The organism is Reyranella soli, assembly GCF_007992495.1.
In the GTDB taxonomy this organism is placed as follows: Bacteria; Pseudomonadota; Alphaproteobacteria; order Reyranellales; family Reyranellaceae; genus Reyranella; species Reyranella soli.
Map to the genome: position 1 here is coordinate 1 of NZ_BKAJ01000168.1, position 23,788 is coordinate 23,788.

Below are 23,788 nucleotides of genomic sequence, written 5' to 3' on the forward strand. Positions count from 1 at the left end.
CTTCGTCACCAATGCCGAGAAGATGATCGTCGAGCTCGAGAGCCCGTACATCCTCATCCATGAGAAGAAGCTGTCGAGCCTGCAGACGATCCTGCCTCTGCTCGAACTGGTCGCCCAGTCGGGCCGGCCGCTGCTCATCATCGCCGAGGAAGTCGAGGGCGAGGCGCTCGCCACTCTGGTCGTCAACAAGCTGCGCGGCGGGCTCAAAGTCGCTGCCGTCAAGGCGCCGGGCTTCGGTGATCGTCGCAAGGCGATGCTCGAGGACATCGCGATCCTGACCGCCGGCCGCGAGATCAGTGAGGATCTCGGGATCAAGCTTGAGAACGTCACCCTCGACATGCTGGGCACCGCCAAGCGCGTCCATATCGACAAGGACAACACCACCATCATCGACGGCGCCGGCAAGAAGAAGGACATCGAGGGCCGGGTCACACAGCTCAAGGCGCAGGTCGAGGAGTCGACCTCCGACTACGACCGCGAGAAGCTGCAGGAGCGCCTGGCCAAGCTCGCCGGCGGCGTGGCGATCATCAAGGTCGGCGGCGCCACCGAGGTCGAGGTCAGGGAGAAGAAGGACCGGGTCGAGGACGCCATGCATGCGACCAAGGCTGCGGTCGAGGAGGGCGTCGTCGCCGGTGGCGGCGCGGCTCTGCTCTATGCCACCCGCGTGCTCGAGAACAAGCGCGGCGCCAATCACGACCAGCAGGTCGGCATCGAGATCGTGCGCCGCGCCCTGCAGGCGCCGGTCCGCCAGATCGCCGAGAATGCCGGCTTCGACGGCGCGGTGGTTGCGGGCAAGATGCTCGACCAGAAGGATGCCAATTTCGGCTTCGACGCCCAGAAGGGCGAGTACGTCAACATGATCAAGGCTGGGGTCATCGATCCGACCAAGGTCGTCCGCACGGCGCTGCAGGGCGCGGTGTCGGTGGCTGGCCTGCTGATCACGACGGAGGCGATGGTGGTCGAAGCGCCCACCAAGGATGCGCCGCTGGCGATGCCAGGCGGCGGCATGGGCATGTAACCCAGGCATCTACGGTGGAGGCGTCATGACGCTGCGCCCGGAATATTCCCTCGGTCACTCCGAATACAATGCGTTCCTCTTCGCCGCTGTTGGCGAGGAGGCGGTCGGTTTGCCGCTCACGGTCCTGACGGCCTTGTCACGACTGGGCATCGATCCGTGGCAGGAGGCCGCGCGCCTGTCGGACTTGCCGCGGGAAACGGCGGCTCGGGTGTTCGCTCAGACAATCGCCAGGCTTCCCGAAGGCGACTGGAAGGCGTCGGACGCCGAGGCGATCGCCGCCCGTCTGGTCGATTCGCTGCCGTTGCGAAGCGCACCGCCCATCCCTTCAACGGCGGTTCGACGCGGCGGAGGTAGCATTGAAATGAACAATTCGAGATTCCCGACGTGGCTGGCTTGGGGCGCCGTGTTCGTCGTCGCGCTCGTGCTGACGCTCTACCTGCAACCCGATCGGAATCTGGAATCGCCGCAAGGTCGCGAGACGACGACGCAGCGATAAGCGATAGAAGTCGGACCGGACTCTCATTTCCTCCTCCGTCATACGGGGGAGGGTAGGGAGGGGGAGAGCAACAGAAGTGCTCTCTGAAATTTCAGATCTGAAAAGGGGCGAGACCCCGACCGAGGCCCACCCCCTCCTGTATCCTCCCCCGAAGACGGGGGAGGAGAAGACTTGAGTCCTACTTGATCGTCACCTGATGCGTGACCTTCTCGCCGTCGGTCACGGTGAGCTCCTTGAAGCCGAGCAGCTTCAGCAGGTCGAAGAACGTCGCATCCTCGGCCACCGTGCGCTCCTGGAAGAACGGCGACAGCCGCGACATCGTCGTCATGTTGGCGAGCAGCGCGCGCATGCGATAGACGGTGTTGAGCTCGCCCTGCTGCATGCCGACGATGATCATCTTTTCGGCCTTCTCACCCTTGGCGAACACTGCATAGGGCACGCGATAGGCCGACTGGATCGTGCCCTGCGAGACCACGGTGGTGAACTGGATGCGCTGGGCGCGCTCGACGCCGGCGATGGTCTGCAGCTGCGATTCGAACACCTCGGTTGAGGTCGGCTTGGGATAGTAGTAGCCGATGTAGCGATCGTCGGTCGCAGCCTTGGGCGCGGCGGCTGCGGCCGGCTTTGCGGCCTGCTGCGCGAGCGCCGGCAGGGCGATGGCAGTGAGGGCAATGGCCATCGAGGCCGCAACAGTCTTCATCATTGGGCTTTTCTCCCCCGAGGGTGCTTGGGACCAGACAACTAGAACAACGTATAGCCGCCATCGATGACAAAGTCGCGCCCCGTCGTATAGCCGGTGGCGCCGCTTGCCAGGTAGACGGCAATCGGTCCGAAGTCGGCGCCCACACCCCAGCGCCGCTCGGGAATGCGCGGCATCACGTTGCCGGCGAATTTCTCGTTGCCGAAGGCGTTGGCCGTCATCTCGGTTTCGATCCAGCCGGGCAGGATGGAGTTGGCCGTGATCTTGTAACGCGCCAGCTCGACGGCGAGCGCCCGCACCATGGCGCAGACGCCACCCTTGCTCGCGCCGTAGTGGCTGGAGCGCGCCGCGCCCTCGATGGCGGCCGTGCTGGCCATCGCCACCAGCGAGCCGCCCTTGCCGCGCTCGACCATGTGGCGGGCCGCCGCCTGGAAGGTGAAGAACACGCCGTCGAGATTGACGCGCATGACGCGGCGCCATTCCTCGTAGTCCATCTCGAGCAGCGAGCCCTTGCCGCGGCCCGAGACGCCGGAGTTGGCGACGCAGTTGTCGACATGGCCCATCACCTCCAGCGTCTCGGCAAAGCCCGCCTGGACCTGGGCCTGGTCGCCGACATCGACGATCTGGGTGTGGATCTTGCGGCCGTGGCGCTTCAGCTTCTCTGCGGCATCGGCATTCTTCTTGGGGTTGGTGCCCCAGATGCAGACATCGGCGCCGGCCTCGGCAAGTGCATCGGCCATGCCGAAACCGATGCCGCCATTGCCACCGGTGATCAGTGACACCTTGCCCGTCAGATCGAAGCCCTTGTAGGCCATGCGAAGTCCCCCTCAGTCAGTCTCATCTCATTCTCATGTTCCTCTCCCCCTTGGGGGAGAGGTTAGGTGAGGGGGCTCAACGAGAAAATCATCTCCTGCAATACCCCTCACCCAGCCTCTCCCCCAAGGGGGAGAGGAGCATGAGGGGGACGATGAACACGAAACGACAGGTCAGTTCAACTTGTCGGTTTCGACCAGCACAATCTCGGCGTCCTCGAGCGCCTTGAGCTCGATCTCCGGCAGATCGACGACGGCGACACCGTCGCGCGCCTTGGCGGTCACCGGCGAGCCGTCTGCGCCGCTCACCTCGATCTTGCCCTTGGCCGCCACGAGATAGGCAGGCTTGCCGTCGAGCTTCTGGCGGATCGTCTGCCCCGCCTTCAGCGTGCCGGCATAGAGCGCGCCGTCGGCATAGAGCGGGATCGCGCCCTCATGCCCGCGGCCCGAGGCCAGCGGCACCAGCTTGCCGTCGCGGCCCTCGGCCGGGAACTGCACGGTCTCCCAGCGCGCCGGCACGCCTTCCTTGTTGGGCAGGATCCAGATCTGGAACAGCTCGGTCTCGTCCTGCTCCTGGTTGTACTCGGCGTGCTGGATGCCCTGGCCGGCGCTCATCACCTGGATCTGGCCCGCCTCGGTGCGGCCCTGGTTGCCCAGGTGATCCTGGTGGGTGATCGCGCCTTTGATGACGTACGTCACGATCTCCATGTCGCGATGGGGATGCGGCGGGAAGCCGGACTGCGGCGCGATGCGGTCGTTGTTCCACACGCGCAGCGCACCCCAGTGCACGCGCTCGGGATTGCGGTATTCGGCGAAGCTGAAATGGAAGTTGGCGTTGAGCCAGCCGTGGTTCGACTTGCCGAGTTTCTCGAAGGGTCTGAGTTCGATCATGGTTGGTTACCTCTTGCCGCCAAGATGGCTCGTGGCGGCAAGGGATCAAGTTTCTGGTTGGTGACCGCAGGCTGGCGCCCCTCAGGGGGGCGTCAAATCGGCCCTTTCCCAGCCCTTTTCGGGATTGAAGGCGACGATCGACGCTGCAAATTGCGCCGTGTTCGGCCCGAGGTCGCGCTGATAGACGATGCCGTCGGGTCCCATGATGAAGGTCATGATACCGGTCTCGCCGTAGCGCAGCGGCCAGGCGATGGCGCCGAAGCCGCCGATCATGCGGCCCCTGATGATGTAGTCCCGCGCGCCGCCCGGCGCCGCCGCGCCTTGGGCGTAGAGCAGGCGGAAGTTGTAGCCGTAATGATCGCCGGGAAACTTGCCGTCGGGCTGGGAGTGCGCGACCTGCGCGCCGAGCGGGCTTTTCGGCTCACCCGGCGTGGTGGGCCAGTAGAGCCCGTCCTTCTTTCCCGCTGAGCTCAGCAGGCGACGTGCATAGGCCGTGCCGCCGCTCTTCGTCGGATCCAGCACCGCGTAGTCGCGCTCGGCGTCGCCGATCGCCAGCAATGTCTGGATGGCGCCGAACTCGTTGCGGCCAAGCTCGCGCGCGATCATCTCGTTGAAGCCGGCGATCGAATCGAAGCGCCACGCCACACCGTCCTTGACGATGGGCATGGGCAGCGTCCAGCCGGTCGTGCCGACCTCGACGGTCGCCTTGGCGCCGTTGCTGGCCGAATCGAGCGTGACCTTGTGCTGCTTGTCCCATTGCGAAAAATAGGCAGCGAGGTCGCGCTTGAAGCCGTCGCTCTGCAGCGGCGTCAGTGCGTCCCACGGGGCCCCCAGTATCGCTTCCAGCGCCTTGCTGTCGCCGCGTCTGGCCGCATCGTTCAAGGCGTCGGCTGCTGCGTCGGGCGTCGGGAAGCTCTGCTGCTTGCCGATCGCGGGCGGCTGCTGCGCCATCGCGCCAACGGCCAGCATCAACATCGTGAAAGCAGCGAGCAGGCCGCGCCGAACCATGACGCTCATCGCCGGCCTCCATGCCCGCCACCGCCATGTCCGCCACCACCGCCGCGACCGCCGCCGCCATGCCAGCCCGCATGGGAGGCGTGACCTGCATAGGAATGACCGCGCGCGGCTTCGTGTTGGACCTGGTGCCCGTGATCGGCGCCGTTGAAGGCATTGCGGCGGCCCGCGTCGCCGCCGCGCCCATCACCACCGCGCCCATCGCCGCCACGTCCGTCGTTACCGCGACCTGCGTCGCCGCCTCGACCGTCGTTACCGCGACCCGCGTCGCCGCCTCGGCCGTCGTTGCCTCGACCCGCATCACCGCCACGCCCGTCGTTGCCGCGACCTGCGTCGCCGCCTCGACCGTCGTTGCCTCGACCCGCATCACCGCCACGCCCGTCGTTGCCGCGATCTCCGCCACGGCCGCGCCCGTCATCGCCGCGATCGCCGTCGTGGCCGCGGTAGCCGTTGCGCCCATCGGCATTGGCATGATGGTCGTTGTATTTGTCGCGACTCTCGCGGTCGCGATAGGGCACGCCATGGCGGTGCGCCGGATCGTGATTCCAGCGGCCGTGGTCGTAGTAGTTCCCGTTGAAGGTGTTGCTGATATAGGTCGCGCGATTGATGTTCACGGTGGTGTAGCTGTTGCCGTGGCCCCAGCCGCGCCAGCCACCCCATCCCCAACCGCCGCCCCAGCCGCCACCCCAGTGCCAGCCGCCGAAGAAGGCGCCGCCGACCGCAAAGCCCAGGCCGAAGCCGAAACCGCCGACCCAGGTGCTCGGCCCGCTCCAGCCGTAGCTCGCCGGCGGATAGTAGTAGGGCGGATTGCTGGCATAGGGCCACGCGCCGTAGGCCACATTGGGATCGTAGGTCGGCACGTAGACGGTATCGGGGTTGGTCGGCTGGATGACGATCGCGGGCGGCGTTCCGTCCGGCGCGCTGGCACTGGGCGGCTGCGACGACACTGTCTGCTGCGGCGTCGTCTTGAGTGTACCCGCGGCCTGCGCCTGGGCGCGCAATCTCTGGATCGAGGCCGCGACGTCGGGCTGCTGGGCGAGCATCGCGTCGCCGACCTTCTGGGTCCATTCGAGCTTGCTGTCCATCATCGCCAGGACCTGCGGGAAGGCGACCAGCGATGCGACGCTGACGTCCCAGCCCTTGTCCTTGACCGCGGCCAATGCAGCATCGCCCGTCAGGTTGGGATTGTCTTTCGACCAGCGCGCCGCCTCGATCACCTCCAGGGGATAGGTCGCCGCCATCAGGATCTGCGCCAGCAGCGCATCGGGATAGAGCGCGATCGGCGCCATGAGCTGGTCGAGCTCGGCCGCCGTGAAGGACTTGCTCGTGTCGGTTGCAGCGGTCTGCGGTTGTGGCGTGGTCGGCGCGGGTGCCTGCGCTTGCGACCGACCGGTGATGCCGGCGACAAGGAATGCCACGGACACGGCAGCCCACTCGCGTCGTTTCATGCTTGCCCTCGCCCTCGCCCTGCAGCGCGGCGATCCTAGGGTGACAGCGACGCGCGAACCAAGCGGAAAGAGGGCAATTCCAGGGTTTATGCGTCGAGACTGAGGAAACGCCGCGCGTTCTTGAACAGCAGTTGGTCGCTCTCGGCATCCGACAAGCCGAGATTCACCGAGTGTCGCGTCGGCTGGCGATCCATGATCGAGAACGGATAGTCGCTGCCGATCATGAGCTGGCTCGAGCCATAGGAATCGATCAGGAAGCGCAGCGCCGTCTCGTCATAGACCAGCGTGTCGTAAAAGAGCTTTCGCGCCGTCGCGCGCGGCTCGTCCATGGCGGCCTTGATCGGCGCCATCGCCGTCCAGGCGTGCTGCATGCGCGGCAGCACCTGGCCGAAGGCGCCGCCGCCATGGCTGAAGCCGATGCGCAGGCGGGGGTGACGCTTCATCAGACCGCCGGTGATCACCGAGGCGATGGCGAGCGCCGTCTCGCAGGGGAAGGCCACGACCTGCTCGAGGTTCGCCGGACCGACCAGCCGGTCCATGCCGGCCGGTCGCAGCGGATGCACGAAGATCGCCGCACCCAGGGATTCGGCGGCGGCAAAGAACGGCTCCAGCGAAGGATGTCCCAGCGCCACGCCGTTGACGTTGGTCGCGATCTCCACACCCTTGAGGCCGAGCTGATGCATGGCGTGCTCGAGCTCGTGCTGCGCGGCATCCATGTCCTGCAGGGGCACCATGCCCAGCCCATGGAAGCGGTCGGGCGCGGCGCGCACCATCTCCGCGATGGTCTCGTTGACGTGCCGCGCCAACACCGATGCTGCATTGGTCGGCAGCCAATAGGACAGGAGCTCGGGCATCGGCGACAGGACCTGCATGGCGACATCCATGCCGGGCATCTGCTCGGTGCGCCGCGGCACGCTCCAGCAAGCATCGTCGATGGCGCGATAGTTCTTGCCGCTGATGATCACCTGGGCGTGGCAGGCGTCGGTGTGCTTGATCGACGGCCACGGCAAGCCGGCGAACTCGGGCCGCTCGTCCGGCAGATGCGCCGGCACGACGTGCGTGTGCACGTCGATGGCGCAGCAGGAGGTACTCATTGCTGGCTCTGCGGCACCTTCAGCCGCAGGCCGTCGAGCGCATCGCTGACCTGGATCTGGCACGACAGGCGCGAGTTGGCCTGCACATGCGGGCAGAACTCCAGCATCGACTGCTCGGTGCTGTCCTTGGCCGGCAGGCGCGCGAGCCAGTCTTCAGGCACATAGACCATGCAGGTGGCGCACGAGCAGGCGCCGCCGCAGTCGGCATCGATGCCGACAATGCCGTTGCGCACCGCGCCTTCCATGATCGACTGCCCGCTGGCGATGTCGATCGCGCGCTCGGTGCCGTCGGGTTCCTCGAAAACGATCTTCGCCATTGGCTGTTCCTAGTTCCTCATGTCCTTCATGGCCACGCCTTCGTCGCCAAGCCGCGCCGGATCGATCTTGGCACGTTCGGCAATGAGCTGCTTGGACATCATGAATTCCGGCGCCCGGTTGATCGCGTCGACGGCGATCAGCGTTCCCTCGCGCAGATAGAACACGGCGAAAGAGCGGCCACGCTCGGCATCGCCGCGCACGACGGCCAGGTCGTGGCCGGCCGACAGGCCCGCCATCTGCATCTTCACATCGTACTGGTCGGTCCAGAACCACGGCACCTGCACCGCCGGCGGCTTGCGCCCGCAGATCGCCGCCGCGGCGATGCGCGCCTGCTCGAGCGCATTGTGTACCGATTCCAACCTCAGCCGGCGGCCGGCCAGGTCATGATGCTGGCTGGCGCAGTCGCCGATGGCGTAGATCGATGCATCATCGGTTCGGCACTGCGCGTCGATCACGATCCCGTCCTCGACCGCCAGCCCGGCTTCGCGGGCAAGCTCGACATTGGGTACCGCGCCCGCGCCGACGACGACGATGTCGGCATCGTACTGGGCACCCTCGCAAACGACGCGTTTGCCGTCCAAGCCGCGCACCATCGCACCGGTGCGGATGACGACGCCCTCCTCGCCGTGCAGCCGGGCATAGAACTGCGAGACGACCGGTCCGACGCCGCGCGCCATCAGGCGCGGCGCCTGCTCCAGCACAGTCACCGCGACGCCGAGCTTCATCGCGACGGCCGCCAGCTCCAGCCCGATATAGCCGCCGCCGATCACGACGAGCGACTTGCCCGGCGCCAGCTGTCCCCGGATGGCGTCGACGTCGGCGATGTTGCGCAGGTAGAACGCGCCCGGCAGGGGCAGCTCGCGCGGCCGGCTGCCGGTGGCCAGCACGAGGGTGGAGTAGGGCAGCCGCGACCCGTCAGCCAGCAGGACGGCCCGGCCGGCCCGGTCGATGCGCTCGGCGCGCTGGCCCAGCAGCAGGCGGCTGCCGGCCTTTTCGTAGAAGGCCGCGGGTTTGACGTACAGCCGGTCGAGCGCCAGTTCGCCGGCCAGAAACTTCTTGGACAGCGGCGGGCGCTGATAGGGCAGGTGCGGCTCGTCGCCGACCAGGCAAATCTCGCCCTGGAAGCCGTCCTGCGCCAGGCTGGCCATGAGCTGGCTGGCGGCCTGTCCCGCCCCGATGATCACCAGTGGATCGGCCATCGTGCGTCAAAATCTAACGTTTGTTCGGTATTGTTGTTGCCCGGAAAATCGGCCAGAGTCCAGCCAAGGAAAGACGAAGGAGGAAATCATGGACACTATCCTGACCACTCCGCAGATGGTCGTCGAGGATCGCGGCCGGCACCTGTTCCGCGTCGCGCGGCGGGCCTTCACCGACGAGTCCGTGCTGGAGGCCGAGCGCCAGGCCATCTTCGACCGCTGCTGGCTCTATCTCGGCCATTCGTCGGAGATCGCCAACAATTGCGACTTCATCACCCGTGCGGTCGGTGGGCGCGAACTGATCTTCAATCGCGACCGCGCCGGCGCGGTGCATGCCTTCCTCAACACCTGCCCGCATCGCGGCGCCATGGTGGTGCGCGAGAAGAAGGGCAATGCGCTGTCGTTTCGCTGCTTCTATCACGGCTGGTCGTTCAACGTGAACGGCCGCTTCGCCTCGCGCTTCGACGAGGGCAACTACGGCAAGGAGCATTACGGCGGCGGCTGCGCCGATCTCGCCCAGGTGCCGCGGCTGGAAAGCTATCGCGACTTCTGGTTCGTGAACTTCGACCGCAACGCCATGCCGCTCAGCGACTATCTTGCCGGCGCCAAGGAATATATCGACCTGGTGGCCGACCAGAACGAGGCCGGCATGGAGGTCGTGGGCTCGGGCCAGCAATACATCATCAACGCCAACTGGAAGCTTCTGGCCGAGAACAGCATCGACGCCTTCCACGGCTTTCCCGTGCACAGCACCTACTTCGACTATCTGAAGACGTTGGGTGCCCTGCGCATGGATTCGGCCGGCTCGGAGTTCTCGGCGAGCGGCATGCACGACCTCGGCAACGGCCATGCCGTCATCGAGTACGCCTCGCCCTGGGGGCGGCCGATCGCGCGCTGGGTGCCGTCGATGGGCGAGGACAAGCGCCCGGTGATCGCCGCGTTGCGCGAGGGCCTGATCAAGCGCTTCGGCGAGCAGCGCGGTACGCGCATGTCGGAGTTCAGCCGCAATATGCTGATCTTCCCCAATCTGGTGATCAACGATATCATGGCGATCACCATCCGCACCTTCATGCCGGCGGCGCCCAACAAGATGACGGTGAGCGCCTGGGCGCTGGGCGCGCGCGACGAGAACCACGACCTGCGCAAGCTGCGCCTGTTCAACTTCCTGGAATTCCTGGGTCCGGGCGGCTTCGCCACGCCCGACGACCAGGAGGCGCTGGAGAATTGTCAGCGCGGCTACCAGAACCTGCGCGAGGTGGGCTGGAACGACATCTCCAAGGGCATGCCGCGCCAGGGCCCGCCGATGAATGACGACGAGGAGCAGATGCGCTGCTTCTGGCGCCAGTGGCGCGACCGCCTGGGGGCCGTGTCGTGAACGGCGACGTCGGCCTGCCGGCCAGCCTGCGCAACGACAATGCGGCGCTGCGCGGGCGCATCGAGGATTTCCTTTATCTCGAAGCCGACCTGCTCGACGACTGGAAGGTCGAGGAGTGGTTCGCGCTGTTCGCCGAGGGCGCGACCTACGAGGTGCCGCCGACCGGCAGCGACGAGAGCGACCCGGCGACGTCGCTGTTCTACATCGCCGACGATTACGTGCGCCTGCGCGAACGGGTGGTGCGGCTCACCAAGAAGGAGGCGCATTCGGAGTTTCCGCGCTCCCAGCAGCGCCACATGATCAGTAACGTGCGGATCACCGGCCTGACGGACGGCGTGGCCGACGTGAGCTGCAACTTCGTCACCTACCGGGCCAAGCGCGGCGTGGTCGACACCTACTACGGCAAGCACCTCTACCGCATCGACGTCAACGCCGAGCCGTTCCGCATCAAGTCCAAGCGCTCGGTGCTCGCTATGGACATGCTTTATCCGGGAAAGCTGACTATCATTATCTGATGCCGAGCGAGAAGTCCGGGAAGGACAGGATCACCAAGGCCGACAGGACCAGAGCACGCCTGATCGAGGTCGCCACCCGGCTCTTCCAGGAGCACGGCACGGACGAGGTGACGGTGCGCCGCATCGCGGCGGCGGCCAAGATCGAAGCCGGCAGCATCTACTACCACTTCTCCTCGCGCGACCAGATCCTGCGCGCCGTGCTGGAAGGCGGCGTCGGCAACGCCCGTGAAGAGGTTTTAGCGGCGGTCGCCGAGGCAGGTTCCGACAGCTCGCCCCTGGTGCGCCTGCGCGCGGCGCTCGGCGCTCATCTCAAGTACACGATGCGCCATCACTTCTCGTCACGGCTGAAGGTGATCCGCCGACTGCCGAAGCGCCTGCGCGACCACCACATGCAGCAGGAACGCGACTATGCCGCGATCTTCGCCGGCCTGCTGGCCGAGGCCGAGCGCAAGGGCCTGTTGCAATCGGGCTTCGATCTCTCGGTGGTGCGCATGCTCGCCATGGGCGCGCTGACTTGGGCCGCCGAATGGTACGACCCCGAAGGCGACATGACCCTCGACGACATCGCCGACGAGCTGATGCGCGTGCTGACGCAGGGCGTTGCCAAGTAAGCTAAAGCTTCGCCCCCGCCTTCGGCTCCCACGCCCAGTAGCGCGCGATCGCGCCACCGTCGACGCGCAGGTCGGTGCCGGTGATCATCGACGCGTCGTCGCTGGCGAGGAACACCGCGGCCTGCGCATAGTCGGTCGGCAGCGGCAGCTTCTGCATCGGAATGCCTTCGCGGAACGGCTTCATGACGCGATCGATGCCGTCCGGCTTCTTGACGGTGCGGCCCCAGCGCGCGGCGCGTTCGAAGGACTGGCTGGGATCGGTCGCGGTCGGCGTCAGGCTGTTGACGCGGATGCCGTGCCCGACCAGCTCCATCGCCGCCGACCGCGTGAAGTTCAGGATGCCGCACTTGGCGGTCGAGTAGGCGATGTTGCTGGGCTCGCCCTGATGCCCGGCGGTCGAGGCGATGTTGATGACGCTACCGCCGCTCTTCCGGGCGATCATCGCCTGGCAGGCATGCTTGGTGAACAGGAAGGCGCCGCCCAGGATGACGGCGGTCTGGCGGTTCCATTCCTCGAACGTCATGTCGATGACGCCCTTTTTGTTGTAGAAGACCGCGTTGTTCACCAGCACGTCGATCCGGCCGAACGCTGCGAGGGCGGCGTCGATCGTGCCCTTCACCTTGGCTTCGTCGGTGACGTCGCAGGTGAGGCCGAGCGCGCGGTTGCCGGTCTTCTCGAGATAGGCAGCGCAGTCCTGGGCGTTGGCCGCATTGGCGTCGACGGCAACGACGATGGCGCCTTCAGCAGCCAGTCCCTCGGCAATGCCACCACCGATGTTGGGGCTGGTCCCGGTGATGACCGCGACCCGGTCCTTGAGCTTCATGGCTGGATCCTCAGTTCGGCGGTGCGATCAGGAACACCTTGGAGGAATTGAATATCCAGGTGTCGACGAAGCCCGTCTCCTGGGGCTTGCGCTTGAGCTCGCTCATGGCTCCGGCAAGGCAGGCCCAGTTCAGGATTTCCTGCTGGCCGCAATCCTCGACCGCCGCCCCCGAATAGCCGCGCCAGGTCTGCCAGTCGCAGTCGCGCAGCGCCTCGTACATGCGCCGGTCGGACGGCGTGTCGGGCCACAGGAAATGGTTCTTGGCCGTCAGGAAGGCATGGCTCCAGCCCGACGAGGCGAGCAGCGCCACGCGATAGGGCGACTCCGCCAGCACGCGCGCCGTCGCCGCGCCCATGTCGAACAGTCGCCGCGGCGTCGGCGCCGGCGGATCGAGGTCGGCGTCGTCGATCACGCGGTCGAACACCGGCAGGCCGCCTTTCTGGGCGAGCACGCGCCGGCCGTAGCAGTTGATGGCGAAGGGAACGATCGGATAGCCGAAACCCTTGCGATGATAGTCGAGATACATGATCGCATTGGTGAAGGCGTGCCCCAACGGATTGTGCAAAGGCTTGTAGGCGTAGGCCGTGTCGAAGCCTTCCTCGATCAGCCGGCTCGCCAGCATCTTGGCGGCGGCGCGATGGCCCGGCAGCTCGTAGGTTTTGTTCGTCTCGCCCCACACGTTGCCTGGTGGCGAGGCGAACTTGAAGCTCTCGTAGGCGCTGATGCAGTAGGGCGGGACGACGTCTTCCTTGAAGTTCTCGTACTGGTCGTCGCCCCAGATCAGCACGAAGTCGGGCTTGAAGGCATCGAGTGCCGCACGCGTCTTGTCCATCCAGGCGACAAGCGCGGCGCGATGGCGCGCGGCGGATGCTACGCCCTCGTCGTTGCCCCATTCGATGCGCATCGCTTCGGGCCAGCCGGCGGGCGTGCGCAGCTCCTGCGGCAGCTTCGGATTCTGCAGCATCTTCTTCAGAATCCACGACATGCGGTCGTCGTGGCTGTGCAATGGCGGATAGTGGGAGATCCCGAGGGCGAGAATTTCGGCCATGGCGTTTCCTAACAAATGGTAGAATTTTTGTTTACAAGCCGGACGGACTGTTTTTAACTCCCAGCATAGCGGCCCGTCGAGAGGTCGTTGAAGATCGGGAGGAAACGATGCGCGCAACGACGATGGCGTTGGTCGCGGCCGGGTTCGTGTTGGCAACGGCGACCGGTGTGCAGGTCAGGGCGCAGGACAAGAAGTACGGGCCGGGCGTCACCGATACAGAGATCATGATCGGCCAGAGCGCGCCGTTCAGCGGACCGGCGTCGGCCTTCGGCATCTACAGCCGCGTCGAGCAGGCCTACTTCAATGCCGTCAACGAGAAGGGCGGCATCAACAAGCGCAAGATCAAGTTCATCATGCTCGACAACGGCTTCAGCCCTCCCAAGGCGCTGGAAGCCTCGCGCAAGCTGGTCGAGGAGGACAACGTGCTGGCCGAGGTCGGCACCGTCGGCACGCCGACCAACTCGGCGACGCAACGTTACCTCAACGGCAAGAAGGTGCCGCAGCTCCTGATCTCGGCGGGCGGCAGCAAGTTCAACGATCCCAAGCAGTATCCCTGGACGGTGCCGTTCTATCCCTCGTTCGAGACCGAGGCGATGGGCTTCGCCCGCTACGCGCTGAAGGCCCAGAAGGAACTCAAGATCGGCGTGCTCTACCAGAACGACGACTACGGTAAGGACTTCCTCAAGGGCCTGCAGAAGGCGCTGGGCGAGAACTACAAGAAGCTGGTCGTCTCCGAGCAGAGCTACGAGCTGACTGATCCCACCGTCGATTCGCAGGTCATCAACCTCGCGGGCTCGGGCGCCAACGTGTTCATGAACTTCACCACGCCCAAGTTCGCCGCCCAGGCGCTGCGCAAGGCCGACGAGCTCAAGTGGAAGCCCATGCAGTTCATCGCCAGCCCGGGCAGCTCGGTGCAGGCCGTGCTGAAGGTCGTGGGCTTCGACAAGGTCGAAGGCGTGATGACGGCGCAGTACTTCAAGGAGCCGGGTGATCCTGCCTGGGAGAAGGACCCGGAGATGCAGGCCTACTTCGACTTCATGAAGAAGTACGCGCCCAACGAATCGCCCCTCGATGCCATCGGCGTGTCGGGCTACGTCAATGCCCAGATGGCGGAATACGTGCTGAATGCCGCCGGCAACGAGCTGACCCGTGAGAACCTGCTCAAGAAGGCGACGACCCTGCAAGACGTCACCTTGGCGCTGCTGTTGCCCGGCATCAAGCTCAGCAACACGCCGGAGGATTATCGCGCCTATCACGGCTTCCAGCTCTCGCGTTTCGACGGCAAGGGCTGGACGGCCGTCGAGTACATCAAGGCGGACTGATCCCATGTCCCTGTCCGTCACGGACGAGCGCCCTCTCAAGCGTACGCGTGCGACGAAGAAGAAGCGCCGCACCCAGGCCCAGCGTACCCAGGAGACGCGCACCCGCATTCTCGATGCTGCGGTCGAGGTGCTGCGCAAGAAGGGCTACGCCCATTTCCGCACCGCCGACGTCGCCAAGGCGGCGGGGGTGTCGCGCGGCGCGCAGCTCCATCACTTCAAGACCAAGGAAAAGCTGGTCTACGCCACCATGGAGCACGTCTTTCACAACGTGCTGACGACCAGCCAGGTGCGGGCGCGGACCTTGAAGCGCGGCAGGATCCGCTGGAGCGTGTGATCGCCGACGGCCGCGAGTTTTTCTTCTCGACGCCGTTCTTCATCTCGCTCGACATCGCCACGTCGATCAACAGCGCGCGCTTTCGCAAGCAGCTCATGGCCATGGTGCGCAATGCGCGCCTGCCGGCGGAGCGGGCCTGGCACCAGGCGCTGGTGGCCAACGGCATGTCCGAGCAGGTCGCCGACGACGTGCTGTGGCTGACGCTCGGCCTGGTGCGCGGGCTTGCCGTGCGCATGCTGTGGCAGAACGAGCCCGAGCGCTTCGACCGCTTGCTGGGACTGTGGCGGAAGATTGTCGAGGGCTACATCGGGAAGTCGCGCTAGCCGAAGGAGAGTGCCATGCGCGGATTGATGATGGATGCGCCCCTGCTCGTGACATCGATCATCGAGCACGCCGCGCGCATTCACGGCACTACGGAAGTCGTTGCGCGTACGCCCGAGGGCGGCATCCATCGCACCACCTACGGCGAGGTGCACAGCCGAGCCAAGCGCCTGGCCAAGGCGTTGGCGGCGCTGGGCGTGCAGCCCGGCGATCGCGTCGGCTCGCTCGCCTGGAACACCCACCATCACTTCGAACTGTTCTATGGCGTCTCCTGCTCTGGCGCGGTGCTGCACACCATCAACCCGCGCCTGTTCGACGAGCAGCTCACCTACATCGTCAATCACGCAGAGGATTCCTGGATCTGCGTCGACGCCGGCACGCTGCCCATCGCCGAGCGGATCGCACCCTCGGTGCCCGGCGTGAAGGGCTGGATCTACATGAGCGTCGATCCCGAGCCTCCCGGGTCGCGCTTGAAGCTCTTGTCCTATGAAAAGCTGCTGGCCGCCCAGGACGACGACTTTGCCTGGCCGACCTTCGACGAACGCCAGGCGTCGGTGATCTGCTACACCTCAGGCACCACCGGCCAACCCAAGGGCGTGGTCAACACCCACCGCTCGACGATCTTGAGCGCCCTGGTCATGAGCACGGCCGACATGATCGGCGGCTACCGCTCGGGCATGCGCGAGGCGGTGATGCCGATCGCGCCGATGTTCCACGGCAATGGCTGGCAGATGGTCTATACCGCGCCGCTCAGCGGCCACGCGCTGGTGCTGCCGGGCCGCAACTTCGAGCCTGACAAGCTCTACGAACTGATGGCGGCCGAGCGCGTCACCATGGCGGCCTGCGTGCCGACGGTCTGGATCACGCTGGTCGATCATCTCGACCGCAATAATCTCAAGCTGCCGTCGATGCGCGCGGCGCTAGTCGCCGGCACCACGCCGCCGCGCGCGCTGGTCGAGGCGCTGGAGCAGCGCCACGGCATAGAAGTCGCCCATTGCTGGGGCATGACCGAGGCGCTCGGTGTCACCAAGACGTCGATGCCGCCCGGCTTTTTGGACGCGCCCTTCGACAAGCGTGTCGACCAGAAGCTGCGCCAGGGCCGCGTCGCCTTCTCGACCCAGCTGCGCATCGTCGATGACGACGGCGAGGTACTGCCGAACGACGGCGTCGCCTTCGGCCATCTGCAGGCCAAGGGCCCGCTGGTGACCGGCGCCTACCTCAAGCACGAGGCGCCGATCTCCGACGGCTGGCTGCAGACCGGTGACGTCGCCAAGCTCCATGCCGACGGCACGGTCGAGCTGGTCGACCGCTCCAAGGACGTCATCAAGTCGGGCGGCGAATGGATCAGCAGCGCCGCCATCGAGGGCGCGGCCATGGGCCATCCCGCGGTGGCGCTGGCGGCCGTGATCGGCATTCCCCATCCGCGCTGGCAGGAGCGGCCCTTGCTGGTCGTCGTGCGGCGGCCCGACAAGCAGGTGACCGCACCGGAGCTGATCGAGTTCCTGAAACCCAGCATGGCGTCGTGGTGGCTGCCGACCGACGTCACTTTCGTCGAGGCGCTGCCGCTCACCGCCACCGGCAAGGTGCACAAGGTGACCTTGCGCCAGCAGTTCAAGGACTACGTCTCGGTGGCCGCTGCGTAGCGTTGGAGGGAACCATGGATTTCGAGTTGCCGGGTGAAGACCATCCCAAACGCCAGGAGATCCGCGCCTGGTTCGAGGCCAATCCGCATCCGTCGGGCCTGGCGCTCGCGCAAGCGGGTTTCGCGGTGCCGCATTGGCCCAGGCCGTGGGGCCTGGAAGCCGACGCCGAGCTGCAGCTCATCATCGACCAGGAGATGAAGCGCGCCGGCGTCCACGTGCCGAGAAATCCGGTCGCCATCAACAACTGCGCCCAGTCGCTGCTGACCCACGGCACCGAGGCGCAACGCCAGCACTTCCTGTGGCCGGCGCTGTCGGGCGAGCACACCTGGTGCATGCTGTTCAGCGAGCCGTCGGGCGGCTCCGACCTCGGCAATCTGCGTACCGTCGCGCGGCTCGACGGCGACCACTACGTCATCAAGGGTCACAAGATCTGGACCTCGCTCGCCCACAAGGCGAAGGTCGGCGTGCTGGTGGCGCGCACCGATCCCGACCAGCCCAAGCACAAGGGCCTGTCGGAGTTCCTGGTCGACATGGACACGCCCGGCATCCGCGTGCGGCCGATCATCGACATGTCGGCGCACGAGAACGAATACAACGAGGTGTTCCTGGAGGATGTGCGCATCCCGGCCGATCGTCTTCTCGGCAAGGAAGGCGAGGGCTGGGCGCTGTGCACGACGCAGCTCCAGACCGAGCGCGTGGCGCTGTCGCGGCCCGGCGCCATCTGGGGCCACGGCCCGTCGGCGCGCGAGTTGGTCGAAGGCCTGGCCGAGATCCGCGCGCTGGCCGACGGTGCCATCCGCGATGAGGCGGCGCAGATCTTTGTCGAGGGCGAGATCCTGCGCCTCCTCGCCTGCCGGGCGCTCAGCGACCGCATGAACGCCAAGGCGCCGGGGCCCGAGGGCGCCATCCACAAGATGCTGGCGGCGCCGCACGGCCAGCGCGTCGTCGACCTCGCCAAGAGGAGCCAAGGCGCACGCGGCATGATCGCCGGCGAAAAGCCGTTCCCCTCGCAGCTTGCCGGTGACGATCCCTACGACGACTGGGACTACGCCTTCTGGTTCAGCCAGGCCGTGACCTTGGGCGTCGGCACGCAGGAAGTGCTGAAGAACGTCGTCGCCGAACGCATGCTCGGCCTGCCGCGCGAGCTCGACCCCACGGCGCGGCTGCCGTGGGCCGAGGCGCGGCGCAAGCAAGCCTAGGAGGGTGTGATGAACTTTGCCCTGAGCGAAGACCATCTAATGCTGCGCCAGTCGGCGCGCACGTTCCTCGAGAAGGAGATCTCGCTCGCCCGCGTGCTGGTGCCCGGCGCCACCGTGGCGGACGCGGACTACGAGGCGAACTGGAGCAAGATCGCGGCGATGGGGTGGCCCGGCCTGGTGATCGACGAGGCCTATGACGGGCTCGGCCTCTCCTGCATCGACCTCGCCATGATCCTGGGCGAGATGGCCCGCACGCTGGCGCCGAGTCCGTTCCTCGGCACGCTGTTCGGCGCGTGGGCGGTGCAGAAGGGCGGCTCGGAGGCGCAGAAGAAGGCTCTGCTGCCAGCCGTCGCCGCCGGCTCGACCAAGCTCGCGCTCGCGGTCGCCGATGCGAGCGGGGCGGTCGACCCGCCTTCGCACGAGGCTACGGCGCGCAAGCGCGGGCAGTCGTGGGGGCTCACGGGTGCCAAGTCGTTCGTGATCGATGCCGCTGCCGCCGACTGGCTGGTGGTGGCGGCACAGGAAGAAGGCGGCAACCGTGCCTTCTTCCTGCTCGAGGCGAACCAGCCCGGCGTGCAGGTCGATCTGCTGCCGTGGCGCGACGTCACGCGCCAGGTGGCCGACGTGCGCCTGAAGGACGCCGTCGGCGAGCGGCTCGCGGCCGACGATGCGACGCTATGGCCGTGGCTGCGCGATCGCGTGCTGTTCGCGCTGGCGACGGAAAGTGCAGCAGGCACGCAGCGTGTCATGGAAATGACGGTCGACTACGCCAAGGAGCGCATGGCCTTCGGCCGGCCGATCGGCTCCTACCAGGCGATCAAGCATTCGCTGGCCGACATGCTGGGCCAGGTCGAGTGCAGCAACGCCGCCACCCTCTATGCCGCCTGGGCGCTGTCGGAGAACCACGCCCGAGGCTCGTTGGCCGCGGCGATGGCCAAGGCCTACACCAGCGACGCCTACATGGCCGTGTCCCAGCGCAGCATCCAGATCTTCGGCGCCATCGGCTTCACCTGGGAGATGGTGAACCACCTCTATTTCAAGCGCGCCCGCGCCAATGCCGAGCTGTTCGGCAGCGCCCGCGCCCAGCGCGCCCGCGTGATCGACATGGTCGAGCGGAAGGCGGCGTGACGGTGGCAAGATAGCGCCCGGGACGCTACCTTGCCGGCATGAGGCCGGAGTTCCTTAGCCTGTCGGATCACGCGTTGGCGGAGCGGATGCATCAGTGGGAGGCGCAAAGCCCCGACGATGATGCCGCCTTCGAGAAGTTTCGTCGCGATCGCGCGGTCCTTTCCCGCGAGGCCTGGCAATCGCTGACCGAAGAGCTCGGCTGCGACAACGGTCCGTTGGCCAAGGTCGGCGTGATGGTCTTCCCGCTGGACGAGGACTTCGCGCGCCGTCTGCGCGACAACCTGCTCGCCAGCCCGCGCGTAAAAATGCGGCGCAAGGACTTCGCGCTTGGCTATGTCAGCACCAGCTTCGCGCAGTGCGACTATCTCAACGACAGCAATCAGTATCGCAAGCTGACGCCCGCCACGCGCGCGCTCCTGGCGGAGTTCCTGTCGACCGCCGGCCCCCAGGTCGAAGCGGCCGTCGGCCATCCTTTCCGCATCGCCTCGACGCGGCAATTCCAGCTCGTGCCCAACCGGCCGCTCGCCGACCGGCACCTCGACGGCTGGCCGGTCGCCATGCGCAAGATCTTCATCCTGCCGCAGGGCTGCGGAAAGCAATCGAGCACGACCTGGTTCCAGCTCCGCAACGGCGAGGAGTTCACGCTGGAGAGCGAGAAGCCGATCTGGGTACTGTTCGAGAACAGCGTCGTGCTGCACGCGCCGATCTCGGGCGTGGCGCTGCGCCCGACCATCGAATTCGACATCGTGCCGGCGCGGCAGACCAGCTTCGAGGTCGTCGATGCCGGGCTGGGCGGCTGGTATCCGCACTTTCCGACCGAGCCCGAGCTGCAGGCGGCGACACGCCAGGCCCTGCAGTCCTTTCTTGCCGAAGTGCCCGAGGGCGCACCGGTCGAGAGCTGGCTGAAGCGCGTCGGTCGGTCCCTCCGTCGCCTGCGCAGGAAGGCAGCGTAGGATCAGTCGTCGCGCTTGTTGTGGTGAACCAGCAGGGCGAGGCCGACGCCCAGCACGATGGCCGCCAGCAGGCCCAGCGCCATGGCGACGTAACCGACGAGGTTCAAGGTAGAGCCGGGCTGCCAGCCGACATAGAGCAGGCTGATGCCGAGGCACAGCATTAGCGTGAGCACGCCGATGGCGAGCGTCGGTCCGACGCGCAGCTTTGATCGCCTGGCCAATCTCCCGCTCTCCCGCGATGGATGAAAGACGCGGGCGATTGTCGATATCCTGCTGCCTCGCTTGTGAGACCAATCGGTGGCAAGCTCGGCGCATGACCCAATCCGTCGAGCGCGCTGCCGCCTGCGCCTGCGGCCAGTTGAACATTCGCACGAGAGGTGCGCCAAGCATCGTCTCGTCCTGTCATTGCCTGGAGTGCCAGCGGCGCACCGGTTCGCTGTTCGGCGCTCAGGCTTTCTTTCCGCGCAGCGGGATCGTCGCCATCAACGGCGAGCGCAGCACGTACCGGCGCCAGGCCGACAGTGGCGCCTGGCTCGCCTTCCATTTCTGTCCCAAGTGCGGCTCGACCGTTTTCTGGGAGAACGAGCGGTTACCCGACATCGTGAGCATCGCCATCGGCGCTTTCGCCGATCCGCAGTTCCCTCCGCCGGTGCGCACCGTCTTTACCCGGTCGAAGCACGACTGGCTCGCCTTTCCCGACATCCCCCACCATCCGGAGAGTCCGACGACGCTGGTGCCGCGGTAGCGGGAGCGCGGGCCGGAGGCCCGCGCTCCCGTTCAGACGAGCTCGTTCTTGTAGATCTCGCCGGCCTTCATGATGAGCTTGAGGTGCCGCCGCGGATCCAGCAGCACGTCGAGATTCGCCAGCGGGTCGCCGTCGACGACCAGCAGGTCGGCATGCGCGCCCTCGGCGATGACGCCCAGCATGCCCTTCTCCATCAGCAGCTCGGCATTGACCGCGGTCGCCGAGCGCAGGATGTCGGCCGATGTGTCGAGGTCGCGGCGCATCTCGAACTCGCGCAGCTGGGACTTCTGCGCCTCCGGCCCCCACAGGTCGGTGCCGAAGCCGATCGGCACCTTGTGCTTGCGCGCCCAGCCATAGACCTGCCGGCCGCGCTCGATGGTGCGCTTGAGGTTGCCGACGATCGTCGGCGGCAGATGCTCGTGGTCCGCGCTTTCGACGCGCTGCACCAGGGAGATGAAGGTCGGCACGTAGAACGCCCGGTGCTCGGCCATCATCGCCACCGTCTCTTCGCTCACGAAGTTGGCGTGCTCGATCGAGCGCACGCCGGCCTCCAGGCAGCGTCGTACGCCCTCGTCGGTATAGACGTGCGCCATCACGTAGGTGCCGCGCGCCGCCGCCTCCTCGACAGCCGCCCGCAGCTCCTCCGGCGTGAATTCGTAGCGCGTCGCATGGCCCTCGGCGGGGAACACCACGCCGCCCGAGGCGAACAGCTTGATCTGCGTGGCGCCGCGGCGCAGTTCCTCGCGCGCGGCTTTGCGGACTGCATCAGTGCCGTCGGTGATCACCGACATGACCGAGAACGGTCCGACATGGCCGCAGGGATCGGTCTCCTCGTCGGGCGTGCGGAAGTCGGCGCCGCCGCCGGTCTGGGTCAGCGCCCGCCCGGAGTAATAGAGCCGCGGCCCGATGATCTGGCGCTCGGCCAACAGCCGCGCGGTGGCGTGGCCGGCACCACCGGCCTCGCGGATGGTGGTGTAGCCGTCCATCAGGCAGTTGCGCAGGTAGTTGGCCGAGGCGATGGCGATGTCGGCCGCCGGGTTGGCGATGTTCTTGGGCGTGAGCGACAGGCCGGTGATGTGGGCGTGGGCGTCTATGAGGCCCGGCATCAAAGTGCGGCCGCCGACGTCGACGACCGTCGCTCCGTCGGCGGCGATCGCCTTGGATATCTTGACGATACGGCCGTCGCTCACGAGCACGTTGAAACCGCGCTGCAGGTCGGAGAACCCATCCAGCACTAGATTTGCGTTGGTGAAGAGCGTCTGCGACATGCAGTCAGTATATCATCGGCTGTGACTGCCGGAGGAAGAATGGAATTCGCCAACCTGGACTATGCCGTCGTCGACCGCGTGGCCGAGATCACCATGCGCCGCGAGCCGGTGAATGCCATCAATCATGCGCTGATCGAGGATATCAACAACGCTTACCGCAAGGCCAAGGCCGATCCCGAGGTGCGGGCCGTCATCCTCACCAGCGCCTTCGAGCGCTCGTTCAGCGCCGGCATGGACCTTGCGATGATCCGCAACAAGCGCGGGCTGGACCTGCGTCGCTACCTGGAGAAGCTCTACTTCGAGATGCACGACCTGCAGTACCGCCTGGGCAAGCCGACCATCGCCGCCCTGACCGGCCCGGCGCGCGCCGCCGGCGTGACGCTCGCGGTCTCATGCGACGTGCTGATCGCCGCCGACACGGCAAGCCTCGGCTATCCCGAGATCCTGGTCGGCGTGATCCCGGCCATGCACTTCGTCCACCTGCCGCGCCAGATCGGCCGCCACAAGGCCTTCGAGCTGCTGTTCAGCGGCAAGCCGGTGTCGGCCGAGGAAGCCTGCGCCATGGGGCTGGTCAACCGGGTCGTGCCGGCGGCCGAGGTGAAGGAGGAGGCGCGCCGCATGGCCCGCGACTTCGCCGCCAAGTCGCCGCTGGTCATGCAGCTCGCGCGCGATTCCTTCATGCGCGCCAACGACTTCGAGTATCGCCGTGCCATCGAGAATGTGGTTGAGACGATCTGCAACATCATTGAGACCGACGACGCCCAGGAAGGGCTCAATGCCTTCAACGAAAAGCGTCCACCGAACTGGTGAAAGATGACCCTCGATCCTTCCTCTGCTCTGGTCTTGTTTTCGGGAGGCCAGGACTCCACCACCTGCCTCGCCTGGGCGCTGTCGCGCTACGAGCGGGTCGAGACCATCGGCTTTGCCTACGGCCAGCGGCACGTCGTCGAGATGGAGGTGCGCGAACCAGTGCGTCGTGCCATCGCCGGCCTCAGCGACGACTGGAACCGCAAGCTCGGTCCCGACCGCGTCGTGTCGCTCGACGTGCTGGGGCAGGTGAGTGTGAGCGCCCTCACGGCCGACCTGCCGATGGGCCAGCGCCCCGACGGCCTGCCGGCCACCTTCGTGCCCGGCCGCAACCTCGTGTTCCTGACCTTTGCCGCCATCACCGCCTATCAGCGCCGGCTGAAGTATGTCGTGGCCGGCGTCTGCGAGACCGACTTCTCGGGCTATCCCGACTGCCGCGACGATACGGTGAAGGCGATGCAGCTTGCCATCAACCTTGGCATGGAAGCGCGGCTGGTATTCGAGACGCCGCTGATGTGGATCGACAAGGCGGACACCTGGCGGTTGGCCGCCCAGCTCGGCGGCCAGAGGTTGATCGACCTCATCGTCGGCGAGACCCACACCTGCTATCTGGGTGACCGCACCAACCGTCACGACTGGGGGCTCGGCTGCGGCACCTGCGATGCCTGTCGGCTGCGCGCCAACGGCTGGGCGAAGTACCGCGCGGGCG

Annotated in this window: 27 protein-coding genes; 15 read left to right on the plus strand and 12 right to left on the minus strand. The window is 66.5% G+C overall.

The genetic code is table 11. The annotated features are described in order from the left end of the window. Positions 1-1,018 (plus strand): chaperonin GroEL (groEL, locus tag RSO01_RS38305; RefSeq protein ID WP_147155860.1); only part of this gene is annotated, 1,018 nt, incomplete at its 5' end. Between the two features lie 25 nt (positions 1,019-1,043). Continuing rightward, the gene (locus RSO01_RS38310; protein WP_147155861.1) at positions 1,044-1,514 is read left to right on the plus strand and encodes a hypothetical protein; all 471 of its coding nucleotides are present in this window, start codon (positions 1,044-1,046) and stop codon (positions 1,512-1,514) included. A 178-nt stretch (positions 1,515-1,692) separates the two neighbouring features. On the opposite strand, the gene RSO01_RS38315 is transcribed toward RSO01_RS38310, so the two are convergent. The 8 genes from RSO01_RS38315 to RSO01_RS38355 form a co-directional block, all read right to left on the minus strand. Further along, complete coding sequence (locus tag RSO01_RS38315) at positions 1,693-2,217, minus strand: molybdopterin-guanine dinucleotide biosynthesis protein A (protein ID WP_147155862.1); 525 nt, start codon at positions 2,215-2,217, stop codon at positions 1,693-1,695. Between the two features lie 38 nt (positions 2,218-2,255). Continuing rightward, positions 2,256-3,029 carry an SDR family NAD(P)-dependent oxidoreductase gene (locus tag RSO01_RS38320; protein WP_147155863.1) on the minus strand — a complete coding sequence of 258 codons (774 nt, stop codon included), beginning with the start codon at positions 3,027-3,029 and terminating at the stop codon, positions 2,256-2,258. A gap of 171 nt (positions 3,030-3,200) precedes the next feature. Next, positions 3,201-3,917, minus strand: a complete 717-nt coding sequence (locus RSO01_RS38325) for a pirin family protein (protein WP_147155864.1) — start codon at positions 3,915-3,917, stop codon at positions 3,201-3,203. 81 nt (positions 3,918-3,998) lie between these two features. After that, positions 3,999-4,934 carry a DUF2950 family protein gene (locus tag RSO01_RS38330; RefSeq protein ID WP_147155865.1) on the minus strand — a complete coding sequence of 312 codons (936 nt, stop codon included), beginning with the start codon at positions 4,932-4,934 and terminating at the stop codon, positions 3,999-4,001. Then, on the minus strand, positions 4,931-6,379 hold the full coding sequence (locus tag RSO01_RS47900; RefSeq protein WP_170303677.1) for a DUF3300 domain-containing protein: 1,449 nt from the start codon (positions 6,377-6,379) through the stop codon (positions 4,931-4,933). The genes RSO01_RS38330 and RSO01_RS47900 overlap by 4 nt, the downstream gene beginning before the upstream one ends. An 86-nt stretch (positions 6,380-6,465) precedes the next feature. Next, positions 6,466-7,473, minus strand: coding sequence for an amidohydrolase family protein (locus RSO01_RS38345; RefSeq protein ID WP_147155866.1), 1,008 nt, complete (start codon positions 7,471-7,473; stop codon positions 6,466-6,468). Continuing rightward, positions 7,470-7,790: a 2Fe-2S iron-sulfur cluster-binding protein gene (locus RSO01_RS38350; protein ID WP_147155867.1), complete on the minus strand. Its 321-nt coding sequence runs from the start codon at positions 7,788-7,790 to the stop codon at positions 7,470-7,472. Before RSO01_RS38350 ends, RSO01_RS38345 begins: the two co-directional genes overlap by 4 nt. Before the next feature lie 9 nt (positions 7,791-7,799). Further along, complete coding sequence (locus tag RSO01_RS38355; protein ID WP_147155868.1) at positions 7,800-8,990, minus strand: NAD(P)/FAD-dependent oxidoreductase; 1,191 nt, start codon at positions 8,988-8,990, stop codon at positions 7,800-7,802. Positions 8,991-9,078: 88 nt separating this feature from the next. On the opposite strand from RSO01_RS38355, the gene RSO01_RS38360 reads away from it, so the two are divergent. Genes RSO01_RS38360 through RSO01_RS38370 form a run of 3 tightly spaced genes read left to right on the plus strand, consistent with a single transcriptional unit; the run spans position 9,079 to position 11,488 of the window. Next, positions 9,079-10,362 carry an aromatic ring-hydroxylating oxygenase subunit alpha gene (locus tag RSO01_RS38360; RefSeq protein WP_218037594.1) on the plus strand — a complete coding sequence of 428 codons (1,284 nt, stop codon included), beginning with the start codon at positions 9,079-9,081 and terminating at the stop codon, positions 10,360-10,362. Next, complete coding sequence (locus RSO01_RS38365) at positions 10,359-10,877, plus strand: aromatic-ring-hydroxylating dioxygenase subunit beta (protein ID WP_170303678.1); 519 nt, start codon at positions 10,359-10,361, stop codon at positions 10,875-10,877. The genes RSO01_RS38360 and RSO01_RS38365 overlap by 4 nt, the downstream gene beginning before the upstream one ends. Beyond that, positions 10,877-11,488, plus strand: a complete 612-nt coding sequence (locus RSO01_RS38370) for a TetR/AcrR family transcriptional regulator (RefSeq protein WP_147155870.1) — start codon at positions 10,877-10,879, stop codon at positions 11,486-11,488. The genes RSO01_RS38365 and RSO01_RS38370 overlap by 1 nt, the downstream gene beginning before the upstream one ends. A gap of 1 nt (position 11,489) precedes the next feature. Here the strand turns inward: RSO01_RS38370 and RSO01_RS38375 are convergent, their stop codons facing one another. Both RSO01_RS38375 and RSO01_RS38380 read right to left on the minus strand, forming a co-directional pair. Next, entirely contained in the window at positions 11,490-12,311 is an 822-nt protein-coding gene (locus tag RSO01_RS38375; RefSeq protein ID WP_147155871.1) for an SDR family NAD(P)-dependent oxidoreductase, read from the minus strand. Between the two features lie 10 nt (positions 12,312-12,321). After that, complete coding sequence (locus RSO01_RS38380) at positions 12,322-13,359, minus strand: class III extradiol ring-cleavage dioxygenase family protein (protein WP_147155872.1); 1,038 nt, start codon at positions 13,357-13,359, stop codon at positions 12,322-12,324. A 107-nt stretch (positions 13,360-13,466) separates the two neighbouring features. Here RSO01_RS38380 and RSO01_RS38385 point away from each other — a divergent pair, with 107 nt between their 5' ends. Genes RSO01_RS38385 through RSO01_RS38415 form a run of 7 tightly spaced genes read left to right on the plus strand, consistent with a single transcriptional unit; the run spans position 13,467 to position 20,259 of the window. After that, the gene (locus RSO01_RS38385; RefSeq protein ID WP_170303679.1) at positions 13,467-14,681 is read left to right on the plus strand and encodes an ABC transporter substrate-binding protein; all 1,215 of its coding nucleotides are present in this window, start codon (positions 13,467-13,469) and stop codon (positions 14,679-14,681) included. Between the two features lie 4 nt (positions 14,682-14,685). Further along, complete coding sequence (locus tag RSO01_RS38390; protein WP_147155874.1) at positions 14,686-15,015, plus strand: TetR/AcrR family transcriptional regulator; 330 nt, start codon at positions 14,686-14,688, stop codon at positions 15,013-15,015. Continuing rightward, positions 15,012-15,338, plus strand: coding sequence for a hypothetical protein (locus RSO01_RS38395; protein ID WP_147155875.1), 327 nt, complete (start codon positions 15,012-15,014; stop codon positions 15,336-15,338). Before RSO01_RS38390 ends, RSO01_RS38395 begins: the two co-directional genes overlap by 4 nt. A 15-nt stretch (positions 15,339-15,353) precedes the next feature. Beyond that, positions 15,354-16,979 carry a long-chain fatty acid--CoA ligase gene (locus tag RSO01_RS38400; RefSeq protein WP_147155876.1) on the plus strand — a complete coding sequence of 542 codons (1,626 nt, stop codon included), beginning with the start codon at positions 15,354-15,356 and terminating at the stop codon, positions 16,977-16,979. A gap of 14 nt (positions 16,980-16,993) precedes the next feature. After that, positions 16,994-18,178, plus strand: coding sequence for an acyl-CoA dehydrogenase family protein (locus RSO01_RS38405; RefSeq protein ID WP_147155877.1), 1,185 nt, complete (start codon positions 16,994-16,996; stop codon positions 18,176-18,178). A 9-nt stretch (positions 18,179-18,187) separates the two neighbouring features. After that, complete coding sequence (locus tag RSO01_RS38410; protein ID WP_147155878.1) at positions 18,188-19,306, plus strand: acyl-CoA dehydrogenase family protein; 1,119 nt, start codon at positions 18,188-18,190, stop codon at positions 19,304-19,306. Between the two features lie 38 nt (positions 19,307-19,344). Next, positions 19,345-20,259, plus strand: coding sequence for a hypothetical protein (locus RSO01_RS38415; protein WP_170303680.1), 915 nt, complete (start codon positions 19,345-19,347; stop codon positions 20,257-20,259). Between the two features lie 2 nt (positions 20,260-20,261). On the opposite strand, the gene RSO01_RS38420 is transcribed toward RSO01_RS38415, so the two are convergent. Then, positions 20,262-20,480 carry a hypothetical protein gene (locus RSO01_RS38420; RefSeq protein ID WP_147155880.1) on the minus strand — a complete coding sequence of 73 codons (219 nt, stop codon included), beginning with the start codon at positions 20,478-20,480 and terminating at the stop codon, positions 20,262-20,264. 92 nt (positions 20,481-20,572) lie between these two features. Between RSO01_RS38420 and RSO01_RS38425 the strand changes: the two genes are divergently transcribed. Next, complete coding sequence (locus tag RSO01_RS38425; protein WP_147155881.1) at positions 20,573-21,004, plus strand: GFA family protein; 432 nt, start codon at positions 20,573-20,575, stop codon at positions 21,002-21,004. Positions 21,005-21,036: 32 nt separating this feature from the next. On the opposite strand, the gene RSO01_RS38430 is transcribed toward RSO01_RS38425, so the two are convergent. Further along, positions 21,037-22,272 (minus strand): metal-dependent hydrolase family protein, encoded by a 1,236-nt coding sequence (locus tag RSO01_RS38430; RefSeq protein ID WP_147155882.1) that lies wholly within the window; start codon positions 22,270-22,272, stop codon positions 21,037-21,039. A 39-nt stretch (positions 22,273-22,311) separates the two neighbouring features. Between RSO01_RS38430 and RSO01_RS38435 the strand changes: the two genes are divergently transcribed. Next, the gene (locus RSO01_RS38435) at positions 22,312-23,082 is read left to right on the plus strand and encodes an enoyl-CoA hydratase/isomerase family protein (protein ID WP_147155883.1); all 771 of its coding nucleotides are present in this window, start codon (positions 22,312-22,314) and stop codon (positions 23,080-23,082) included. A gap of 3 nt (positions 23,083-23,085) precedes the next feature. Beyond that, on the plus strand, positions 23,086-23,788 hold a 703-nt coding region (gene queC / locus RSO01_RS38440), incomplete at its 3' end, for a 7-cyano-7-deazaguanine synthase QueC (RefSeq protein WP_147155884.1).

What these genes read in the sequence shown, in the direction of transcription:
- RSO01_RS38375 (WP_147155871.1), bottom strand. Translation starts at nt 12,311, where the DNA reads ATGAAGCTCAAGGACCGGGTCGCGGTCATCACCGGGACCAGCCCCAAC.
- RSO01_RS38330 (WP_147155865.1), bottom strand. Translation starts at nt 4,934, where the DNA reads ATGAGCGTCATGGTTCGGCGCGGCCTGCTCGCTGCTTTCACGATGTTG.
- RSO01_RS38385 (WP_170303679.1), top strand. Translation starts at nt 13,467, where the DNA reads ATGCGCGCAACGACGATGGCGTTGGTCGCGGCCGGGTTCGTGTTGGCA.
- RSO01_RS38410 (WP_147155878.1), top strand. Translation starts at nt 18,188, where the DNA reads ATGAACTTTGCCCTGAGCGAAGACCATCTAATGCTGCGCCAGTCGGCG.
- RSO01_RS38430 (WP_147155882.1), bottom strand. Translation starts at nt 22,272, where the DNA reads ATGTCGCAGACGCTCTTCACCAACGCAAATCTAGTGCTGGATGGGTTC.
- RSO01_RS38390 (WP_147155874.1), top strand. Translation starts at nt 14,686, where the DNA reads ATGTCCCTGTCCGTCACGGACGAGCGCCCTCTCAAGCGTACGCGTGCG.
- RSO01_RS38315 (WP_147155862.1), bottom strand. Translation starts at nt 2,217, where the DNA reads ATGATGAAGACTGTTGCGGCCTCGATGGCCATTGCCCTCACTGCCATC.
- RSO01_RS38350 (WP_147155867.1), bottom strand. Translation starts at nt 7,790, where the DNA reads ATGGCGAAGATCGTTTTCGAGGAACCCGACGGCACCGAGCGCGCGATC.
- RSO01_RS38360 (WP_218037594.1), top strand. Translation starts at nt 9,079, where the DNA reads ATGGACACTATCCTGACCACTCCGCAGATGGTCGTCGAGGATCGCGGC.
- RSO01_RS38320 (WP_147155863.1), bottom strand. Translation starts at nt 3,029, where the DNA reads ATGGCCTACAAGGGCTTCGATCTGACGGGCAAGGTGTCACTGATCACC.
- RSO01_RS38405 (WP_147155877.1), top strand. Translation starts at nt 16,994, where the DNA reads ATGGATTTCGAGTTGCCGGGTGAAGACCATCCCAAACGCCAGGAGATC.
- RSO01_RS38435 (WP_147155883.1), top strand. Translation starts at nt 22,312, where the DNA reads ATGGAATTCGCCAACCTGGACTATGCCGTCGTCGACCGCGTGGCCGAG.
- RSO01_RS38355 (WP_147155868.1), bottom strand. Translation starts at nt 8,990, where the DNA reads ATGGCCGATCCACTGGTGATCATCGGGGCGGGACAGGCCGCCAGCCAG.
- RSO01_RS38425 (WP_147155881.1), top strand. Translation starts at nt 20,573, where the DNA reads ATGACCCAATCCGTCGAGCGCGCTGCCGCCTGCGCCTGCGGCCAGTTG.
- RSO01_RS38325 (WP_147155864.1), bottom strand. Translation starts at nt 3,917, where the DNA reads ATGATCGAACTCAGACCCTTCGAGAAACTCGGCAAGTCGAACCACGGC.
- RSO01_RS38310 (WP_147155861.1), top strand. Translation starts at nt 1,044, where the DNA reads ATGACGCTGCGCCCGGAATATTCCCTCGGTCACTCCGAATACAATGCG.
- RSO01_RS47900 (WP_170303677.1), bottom strand. Translation starts at nt 6,379, where the DNA reads ATGAAACGACGCGAGTGGGCTGCCGTGTCCGTGGCATTCCTTGTCGCC.
- RSO01_RS38380 (WP_147155872.1), bottom strand. Translation starts at nt 13,359, where the DNA reads ATGGCCGAAATTCTCGCCCTCGGGATCTCCCACTATCCGCCATTGCAC.
- RSO01_RS38370 (WP_147155870.1), top strand. Translation starts at nt 10,877, where the DNA reads ATGCCGAGCGAGAAGTCCGGGAAGGACAGGATCACCAAGGCCGACAGG.
- RSO01_RS38415 (WP_170303680.1), top strand. Translation starts at nt 19,345, where the DNA reads ATGAGGCCGGAGTTCCTTAGCCTGTCGGATCACGCGTTGGCGGAGCGG.
- RSO01_RS38345 (WP_147155866.1), bottom strand. Translation starts at nt 7,473, where the DNA reads ATGAGTACCTCCTGCTGCGCCATCGACGTGCACACGCACGTCGTGCCG.
- RSO01_RS38400 (WP_147155876.1), top strand. Translation starts at nt 15,354, where the DNA reads ATGCGCGGATTGATGATGGATGCGCCCCTGCTCGTGACATCGATCATC.